Origin of the sequence: Paenisporosarcina sp. TG20 (assembly GCF_000286315.1) — a bacterium.
Lineage (GTDB): Bacteria > Bacillota > Bacilli > Bacillales_A > Planococcaceae > Paenisporosarcina.
In genome coordinates this window covers 1-8,164 of the sequence record NZ_ALJG01000188.1, presented here as the reverse complement: position 1 = coordinate 8,164, position 8,164 = coordinate 1, and the positions used below count along the sequence as shown (strand labels likewise).

The following is an 8,164-nucleotide window of genomic DNA, read 5'->3' as shown; positions in this document are numbered from 1 at the left end:
GCAAGCTCCTGCGGGGTCTCGTCTGTCTCGCTTTTTCCGCTGGAGTCGCCACCTTCCACTACAATCATTCTTCTTTTAAAATCAACAGTAGAATGATTTTTTATGTACAACCCTAATGTTACAAAACAAGAGTATATTAATTAACAAATATCACTTTGACTGAGAGGAAACTTGCATTCTAAATAAGGAAATCTCCACTTAATATTAATTGAATTAACGAGAGTAACAACAAAGAAATACCGTTTTATCATGTTAGTCTCCATATTCTAAAAACAACATGAACACTGAGTTCTTGGTATATCAATTTTATATACTTTCTTATTTTGTAAGAAAAACCGGGCAAAGTTCGCCCGGTCCTTTGAAGAAGGGTAACCATAGAAACCCGTTTATTTCCGCTACTGTGGACGCTTTTCGCGGGCATGACTTTAGTCTCCTCGGGCCAACAGGATGTTGGTCACGAAGACGTTGCCACACGACGTGGCGTTCTTAGCCTTCGTTCCATTGTGTTCCTGCGGGGCCTTCAGCTCATTGCTTTTCCTGTAGAAGTCGCCGCCACCTGCGCTTCAATAAACTAGTGTGAATTTATCCACGAATTCTATTTTTAGTTACATTTATTTTAAATCGTGAGCGATACAAAGCTAACAGGAATACTTTTTCTACACTATTTCTAAAAAGAGAAATACTTACTCAAATTACCAGAATTTCAGTGTTCATTATGCAAACCACTGCAATTTCCATTATTTAAAGTACCAGTGACTTTCTGCACTCCCTTCTTTTTACGTTGTAATTTCTTCTTTATTCATTTCAAAAACATTTACTTGATTGAAGCGGAAGGCGGCGACTCCTACGGGATTAGCGGGACAGGTGAGACCCCGCAGTGGAGCGAAAGCGACCGAGGAGGCTCGCCGCCCGCCCCGTGGAAAGCGTCCGCCTGGAGCGCAAATCAACGGTACCATACTAGAACCTATAAAATACCGGGAATACTGGATAATGGCTCACTAAATTTATATACTCCTGTCTCCGGTTCGCTTTAGTCAGCAGTCCTATTGCTCTGTAACCGGAAATAAAATAACCTTCTATTCAAATCTAGTGATTTCTCTGTGTATATAGATGTATTATCGTTCCCGCTATATTGGTATTTATTTTATTCCTGTTATCGATAATTCTTTAACCGGTAAAAATAATTCACCTGTATTTAAATAGGTTACATTGACTGTATCTCCTACTTCTAAATAAATCGCTAAAGGTGTCACTTGTGTGGACACCAAATAATTGGTACCGTCGGCTAGCATGAATGATACGAGAGTAGATTCACTAATACGTTCTTTATAGACACGTTCTACCGTTCCACTTGTTCTAGCTTCTTTCGCATTTGAGCTTCCCTCTACACTACTACCACCGCGTTGCAATGCTGTTTTGTATAACTTCAATGCTTCGTTTGGAGTGTTTGCAAAAGTCGAAATTTCAGGGTTTGCCGCAGAGACAATAAAGTAGTTTTGCAAGAATCCATTAGCATCTAATACAGCCGTTAACCAACTTGCCTCTCCGAAAAAGTTATAAAGGATGGGCATTTCACCTGACCATCTTTTCTCAATAAATTTCTTTTCAATAATTTGAATTGCTCCTTGTGAATCCATATAAGATTCTTCCATATTTCCTGAGAAATATGTGGATTCGCCCGTTCTTGCATCCGTCAAGGAATACCCTAGCATTGAATCGACACCTTCTTTTGGACTGGTGAAGTCGGTAAAGTACAACATGTCGCCGTTCTCGTTAAATATCGGGCTGACATTTGCTTCAGTTCCTTCATCAGAAGGCAATCTGACGTCTTTCTTACCAAATTTACTATTCCAATATCCGTGCACATAGTTTCCAAAGTAACTATTTTGTAAGCTCACTACTTCTGGTGAAACAGCCCCGTCTATAAAAGCTGGCACTTCATTTAGTTCATACGTTTTGATATCACCGGATTGTGGGTTAACTACAGCTACCCCTGTAACTTCAAAACCGTTTCTGGCTGATACAAACTTCCCTAATGATCGGATATAATGCGGCATACCTTCATCATCAATTTCAAGTTGCATATTTCCGTAAAAGATCGCCTCTGGCAATTCTAGACGTAAATGACGTAATACATTTTTTTGGAAGAATGATGATGGCGTATATTTCATTTCGGCAGCGACGAATTTCGGGTTATCTGAAGAGTCAGTTGCACTCATCGTGAAATAACCGGGTGTTGTATCCCCGTTCATCCACTTGAAGAATCCAGAGAATTCAACAGGAGCGATATACACATAAGCATCGTCCACTTTTTGAATTTGTAAATTTCCTAATTCGTAATAACTGGTATTTGGTACTTGGCCAAATGCTTTTTTCATTTTATTTTGCACAAATTGTGGAGGTACACTGGCAGGTGTTTGAGTTTCATCAAATGCTTCAATTTCAACTTTTTTGTCCATCTGTGCCAATTCCAATTTGTCATCTGCATTAAATAATCCAGCACTTAACATGTAAACACCAAAGGCGATTGCACTTAAGAATAAAATGCTTTTACCCATTTTTTCTTTACCTGTTGTTACAGCTGCTCCAATCCCTGTAGCTAAAATAGCGAGTGGCCAAAGCGCTGTTAAGTTTCGATCTATATTCGTTGCATAATAGAAGGCAAAAACGACAATTGCTAAAACAATTGATGTCCCAAAAACTATAGGAATAATCCCTTTGCGTTTTTCTTTCGGTAGTGTAAGTGGCATGATTAATAATGCTACAACGACCGCTACCCCGATGCTAGTAAGGAAAGTTAATCCCATGTGAATTCCTCATTTCTTAGATGTACTACTGTTTAATACGGTTGAAGTCGCTAAAAGTTTCAATGAAACCTATCTGGTAACATGAAAAGTGACTACTAACTTAAGAAACCATTGAAAATCACTTTTATAGAATGTCATGTGTCATGTGTCATGTGTCATGTGTCATGTGTCATGTTTTATTTTACTATGTCCTAGATCAACTAAATGAAAAAAATATGGCACTAGTTTATTCCAGTTTACACATGTTTTATTCTCATTCAACCTATCTTCCCAAAAAAGTATTCAAAATGTGGCTGTTACCCATACAAATAACTAAATAAGCTAATCACATCTATAAATAGTGTGATTAGCTTATTTTACGCCTAAATCAGATTTCCTTATGACCCCAATGTTTATAATTAACTTCAAATGTCTATTCTTTGTCGTATTGCATTTAAAACTTGGTTCATATAACCAAAGCCGTGTGGAACAAAATCTTGGAGTGTGACATCTACTTCATTAAAGTCACTATTATTAGAAGTGACACACTTTAAGGAAATTTGATCAATTGTTTTGTCGTATAGTTTTATCACTTCTAAAAGGGGTGCTGAAAAGATTCCGCTGACTTCTTCTTTCTGTAAATGAAAGGTTAAATTTTCGTTTTCAAATATATATATAAATGTATGAGCAAATTCATTATCTATAAATCCTTCTTGCAAAATGCTATCTTTAATAATGCCAACGGATTGGAGATCTTCCTTGTTAAGATTAACACCAATTTCCTCTTTCACTTCACGTATTCCATCATTAACCGTTTCGGTAGCGAGTATGTGACCAGCTGCTGTAATGTCGAAAAGGTTTGGAAAGTCTTTTTTCACTTCACTTCTTTGTTGAAAATAAAGATAAGGCACACCATTTTTATTATGTACAAACCAACAATGAAATGTCTCATGCCAAAGACCATGTTGATGAATAAATGCTCTCGTATTCTTCCCAGTTTTTTGATGATTTTCATCGAATATTGATAGAGATTCCTGTTCCATTTTACATCACCACGTTTGATTTAATTTGTTCTTGTAATAGTGAATTATTGTTCTAAGTCTTCATTTTGAGCTATAGTAGTTGACCTGCCTGTTCAACTTCATTACACACCTACCACTCTAAACTCATGTAAACTTCATCTACATAGGTACCATGCATTTTCATCGCATGATGCTCTAAACCGAATGCTTTAAAACCTACTTTTTCATATAATCTTATAGCCTGTTCATTGGTTGAAACTACTGTTAAATTAATCTTTTCTACATGTGTCAATTGTTTCGCATATTCAATTACTGCTTGCAAAAGTGCTGTTCCCACTTTTCTACCGCGTACTCTAGGCGTCACATAAACAGCAAACAAATTGACACGGTGACGAAGCTTTGGTGCTCCTTCTTTTGCAATTGTCATCACGCCTATTAATTCGTTATCTATAAATGCTCCAAGTGATGAACTTTCTTCTGCATCTAGATTTTTTGCTACTCGTTTCAGTGGTTCTGTTCTAACAATGGCATCCTCATACGTCGTAGCAAAAGCTCCCGGATTTTGTTGCAAAGCTTCGAGCCTTAGCTCCCAATAAACTTCGGCATCATCACCAGTTAGTTTACGAATTTCCATTTACTAATCCTCTATTCTTTAGGGAGTGATTTCTTTTCCATCCATTTCGCAATAGATTGTTCATTTGATTTATCGAGTTTTGTAAGTGCAGATATCACCCGCTCCACACGCTCTTTCGGATGGTTTTGACTTAACTTCGCTTTTCCTTCTATTCTATCGATTGAGATGGTAAAACCTACAACTCCTTTGGATAAGGAAGAAATATACCCTGGATCCACATTATTTAATTCATATATACTCGTCGTATCTTCGTATTTTTCCGTTAAATTCAGCATTGACTGCCATAGTCTTGGATCTTCATCCTTCATGAGTTGAACCGTACCGTTCACATGCACCGTCAAATAATTCCATGTTGGAACGTTTGTTTGAGTCTCATACCAAGACGGTGAAATGTAACAATGAGGTCCATGAAACACAACCAAGACTTCTTGGCCTTCTATGTCTACCCATTGTCGATTCCCTTTAGCAAAATGACCAATCAGTTCCGTCCTATCCTCATTTAACAGTAAGGGAAGATGTGTCGCCGTTAATGATCCTTGGTGGATTGATGTAAGAGTAGCAAATCCGTACGTCGTGATTATCTCATGCATTTCTTCCAGGTTCTGTAATTTAAAGTAAGGTGGGATGTATATAGTAAGTACCTACTCTCTCTTATGCTTAGAGAATAACTTTATTCTTCTGTTATAACCCTAAATATTTGGTGGATAATTGAGTTTCTTTTTCTTTATCTACTCGATAACCATGTGCCTTGGGACGAGAGCTAACAATACTGTGCAATTCTTCATCAATAAAGTGAAGACCCACGCCATCATCCGCTGCATAGCCGCTTACGATAATCCCCTCTTGAATTAACGCTTGATAAGCAGGTCTCCGAGCTTCTTCCCCATCATAATGAGGACAATGACTTCCTCTAAGGATGCCCATACAAGAAATTGGTTCAAGTCCAGAACCATACGAATCCGTCACGCCTTCTTCAAACCAACAAAGAGATCCCGCACTCAAACCAGCAAGAATCGTACCTTGGTCATATGCTTGTCGAATGGCTACATCGAGTTCCCAGTCCCGCCAAAGAACCATTAAGTTTTTGGTATTGCCTCCACCCACATAAATAATATCTTGCTTCATGATAAATTCCTTTATATTTCGGGTATGTGGTTTAAATAAAGATAGATGAGTTGGTTCACAACTTTCCAATCTGAAGGATTTATAGAATTGTTCAATATATCCCTCTGCATCACCACTAGCAGTACCAATAAAACAAATTTTGGGTTTCCTTTTCTTGCATTGTTTTAAAATATACCGGTCCAATAGAAGATTTTCAGGTTCCATAGAAAAACCGCCACCGCCTAAAGCAATAATTTGTCTCATTCTATCATCCCCTAGCTACACGTATTTTTGACATAAGGAAATTGAGCTCACTTTAATTCGAATTCGTAGTACTGTCGCGTATTGTCGTAATTAACTCTTCAATTGATTCATCGCAAATCCATACTTCTGGTAAATGATAGAACGTACTTGTAGTGTCCATATCCATAGCATCACGGTTCGGGGCATAGAGGAACGTCTTTTTCCGCCAAGCTATGGCGAGTCCAAGTTCTATATGACTCCCTTTTCCTCCAGGTAAAATCACCACGACAATATCTGATGCAGCTACTGCTTGTTTTTCTAGAATGCCTATTTTTTGTAGAGCCTCAAGTGAATTAGCCCGTTCGTTTTGTGTCCAATCGTATGTATGGTGCCATCCAAGTTGCTTGAGTTGAAGAGACACCTCTCTAACGAGTTTTTTGTTTTTAAAACTTGATGCAACATAAAAATTCATTTCTTTTCCACCTTTATTAACCGCTCAAGAAGTTAAGATTTCACATACTCGACCGACTTGACCATCTTCTAAACGCACCTTAATGCCGTGAGGGTGTTTTGCCGAATTCGTCAGTAAATCCTTAACAATACCTGTCGTTTTAACACCCGTGCGTTGGTCTTTCTTTAGAACAATATTTACTTTTAATCCGGGTTTTACATCTGCACGAATTTGACCACTAGCCATGTTTATTCACCCTTCCATTTGTTATATATTTTATCATAAAAAAGAGTTAACGCTTTGACAATTCCAAGCTCTGCATTATAGCAAACTCTTTCTGTTTATTAATCTTATTAATCTTATTAATCTTTCAAAATTATGAGGATATTATTCAATCGGTACATAACCGGTTTTCTCTATCAACTCTTGCCCTTCTTCAGACAAAATCCAATTGATAAAAGCTTGTGCATGTGGATTGGTTGTTCCTGCTGTAATCGCATAAAATTCAGCTGTTATGGGATAAGTCTCAGAACGATTGGACTTTATATCGGGATAGACACCGTCAACTTTAAATAATCGAATATTATCGTTTCTCACCATTCCCGTTGAATAGAAACGGAATGTATACCCGAGCGCATTCCTGTAATTCTTATATTCGGCAACCTGGTTAATGACTCCTCCCATACCCAATTCAATATCTTGTGTGGGTGCTTCCATTAATGTTTGAGTTCCCATAAATCTTTCAATAGCAGTTTGACTCCCGCTATCAGCAGGACGTTGAAAAGCACGTATCACATCGTCCTGCCCTCCAACTTCTTTCCAGTTTGTAATTTTCCCGGAATAAATTTCTCTAATTTGATTACTTGATAAACCTTCTATTGAATTATTAGAATGTACAAAGAATACAAATGCTTCGCGCCCTATTGGAGTCATATCTAACTTGACCCCTTTATTTTCTGCATACTTTAGTTGAGCTTCAGATAAGGAGGCAACAAATATAATATCGGTATTCCCGATGATTAGATTCTTAAAAGCTTGATCTGATTTGGTGGACTTGATCACCGAATCGTAAAGTTTGTACTCTTGTTTAGGATAAGTTGCTTGTACAAAAGATGAATATAGAGGATATAATGCCGTGGCCCCATCCAGACGAAGTAAATTCTCTTTAGGCAATTGTAGAGATGCTTGTTTTTCTAATGTTACTACTTTCGTTCCATCTTTATTCGGTTCATATTGTTCTAAATCCACTTCAGCACTCACACTATCCATATTTTCGTGATACATATAAAAAGCAAAATTCCCACCAGCAATCAACCACAAAGTACCCACACTAATAATAAAACCATTTTTAGATTTTACTATTTTAAACAAACCAAAAACCGAATAAACAATCAGCAAATAAACCGTCATGCTACTTACCACAATAAATGGAACATATTCTCCATCTCCATTCAAAAGGGTAATCAATAATAGGAAACCTGTTAAAAATCCTATACCCAAGAAAATACAAATACTCATTATGACTTTAAAATTGGTAGAATACTTCATTTGAAATCCCCCTAATATTTGCTCACTTGCTATCCAAGTATACTAAATATAATACAGATAGTGGAAATAATACTATTATTATACCAATAATAAAAAACCTGTACTCTGACAAACTTAATTGTCGAAGTACAGGTTCTTTTAAAAAGTTAACTAAGTGAGTCAATTTCATAACTCCTCAATTTGATAATAAACATGAACACTTAATTGTTATCCGTTTATTTTAGACAGGTATCGTTTGATTGTAGCGCAAGGCGGCGACTCCAGTGGGAACAGCACGAGCTGAAAGCCCCGCAGGAACACTAAGGAACGAAGGCTAAGAACGCCACGTCGTGTGGCAATGTCTTCGTGACCAACATCCTGTTGGCCCGAGGAGATT

Annotated in this window: 8 protein-coding genes; all 8 read right to left on the bottom strand. The window is 37.4% G+C overall.

The window, feature by feature from the left end:
• Positions 1–1,139 precede the first annotated feature (1,139 nt).
• The 8 genes from B371_RS0103210 to B371_RS0103175 all read right to left on the bottom strand — a co-directional run bounded on the left by B371_RS0103210 (position 1,140) and on the right by B371_RS0103175 (position 7,788).
• Positions 1,140–2,807, bottom strand: coding sequence for a hypothetical protein (locus B371_RS0103210; RefSeq protein WP_019412877.1), 1,668 nt, complete (start codon positions 2,805–2,807; stop codon positions 1,140–1,142).
• 404 nt (positions 2,808–3,211) lie between these two features.
• Complete coding sequence (locus tag B371_RS0103205; protein WP_019412876.1) at positions 3,212–3,829, bottom strand: NUDIX domain-containing protein; 618 nt, start codon at positions 3,827–3,829, stop codon at positions 3,212–3,214.
• Positions 3,830–3,938: 109 nt separating this feature from the next.
• Positions 3,939–4,442 carry a GNAT family N-acetyltransferase gene (locus B371_RS0103200; RefSeq protein ID WP_019412875.1) on the bottom strand — a complete coding sequence of 168 codons (504 nt, stop codon included), beginning with the start codon at positions 4,440–4,442 and terminating at the stop codon, positions 3,939–3,941.
• An 11-nt stretch (positions 4,443–4,453) separates the two neighbouring features.
• Entirely contained in the window at positions 4,454–5,074 is a 621-nt protein-coding gene (locus B371_RS0103195; protein ID WP_026022957.1) for an FMN-binding negative transcriptional regulator, read from the bottom strand.
• Positions 5,075–5,123: 49 nt separating this feature from the next.
• The gene (locus B371_RS0103190; protein WP_019412873.1) at positions 5,124–5,810 is read right to left on the bottom strand and encodes a peptidase E; all 687 of its coding nucleotides are present in this window, start codon (positions 5,808–5,810) and stop codon (positions 5,124–5,126) included.
• 52 nt (positions 5,811–5,862) lie between these two features.
• Positions 5,863–6,261: a nucleoside 2-deoxyribosyltransferase gene (locus tag B371_RS0103185; protein WP_019412872.1), complete on the bottom strand. Its 399-nt coding sequence runs from the start codon at positions 6,259–6,261 to the stop codon at positions 5,863–5,865.
• 24 nt (positions 6,262–6,285) lie between these two features.
• A complete protein-coding gene (locus tag B371_RS0103180) occupies positions 6,286–6,486 on the bottom strand; it encodes a YwbE family protein (RefSeq protein WP_019412871.1) in 201 nt (66 codons plus the stop codon).
• Between the two features lie 141 nt (positions 6,487–6,627).
• Complete coding sequence (locus B371_RS0103175) at positions 6,628–7,788, bottom strand: PstS family phosphate ABC transporter substrate-binding protein (protein ID WP_019412870.1); 1,161 nt, start codon at positions 7,786–7,788, stop codon at positions 6,628–6,630.
• Positions 7,789–8,164: the final 376 nt, after the last annotated feature.

What these genes read in the sequence shown, in the direction of transcription:
- B371_RS0103185 (WP_019412872.1), bottom strand. Translation starts at nt 6,261, where the DNA reads ATGAATTTTTATGTTGCATCAAGTTTTAAAAACAAAAAACTCGTTAGA.
- B371_RS0103200 (WP_019412875.1), bottom strand. Translation starts at nt 4,442, where the DNA reads ATGGAAATTCGTAAACTAACTGGTGATGATGCCGAAGTTTATTGGGAG.
- B371_RS0103190 (WP_019412873.1), bottom strand. Translation starts at nt 5,810, where the DNA reads ATGAGACAAATTATTGCTTTAGGCGGTGGCGGTTTTTCTATGGAACCT.
- B371_RS0103180 (WP_019412871.1), bottom strand. Translation starts at nt 6,486, where the DNA reads ATGGCTAGTGGTCAAATTCGTGCAGATGTAAAACCCGGATTAAAAGTA.
- B371_RS0103175 (WP_019412870.1), bottom strand. Translation starts at nt 7,788, where the DNA reads ATGAAGTATTCTACCAATTTTAAAGTCATAATGAGTATTTGTATTTTC.
- B371_RS0103205 (WP_019412876.1), bottom strand. Translation starts at nt 3,829, where the DNA reads ATGGAACAGGAATCTCTATCAATATTCGATGAAAATCATCAAAAAACT.
- B371_RS0103210 (WP_019412877.1), bottom strand. Translation starts at nt 2,807, where the DNA reads ATGGGATTAACTTTCCTTACTAGCATCGGGGTAGCGGTCGTTGTAGCA.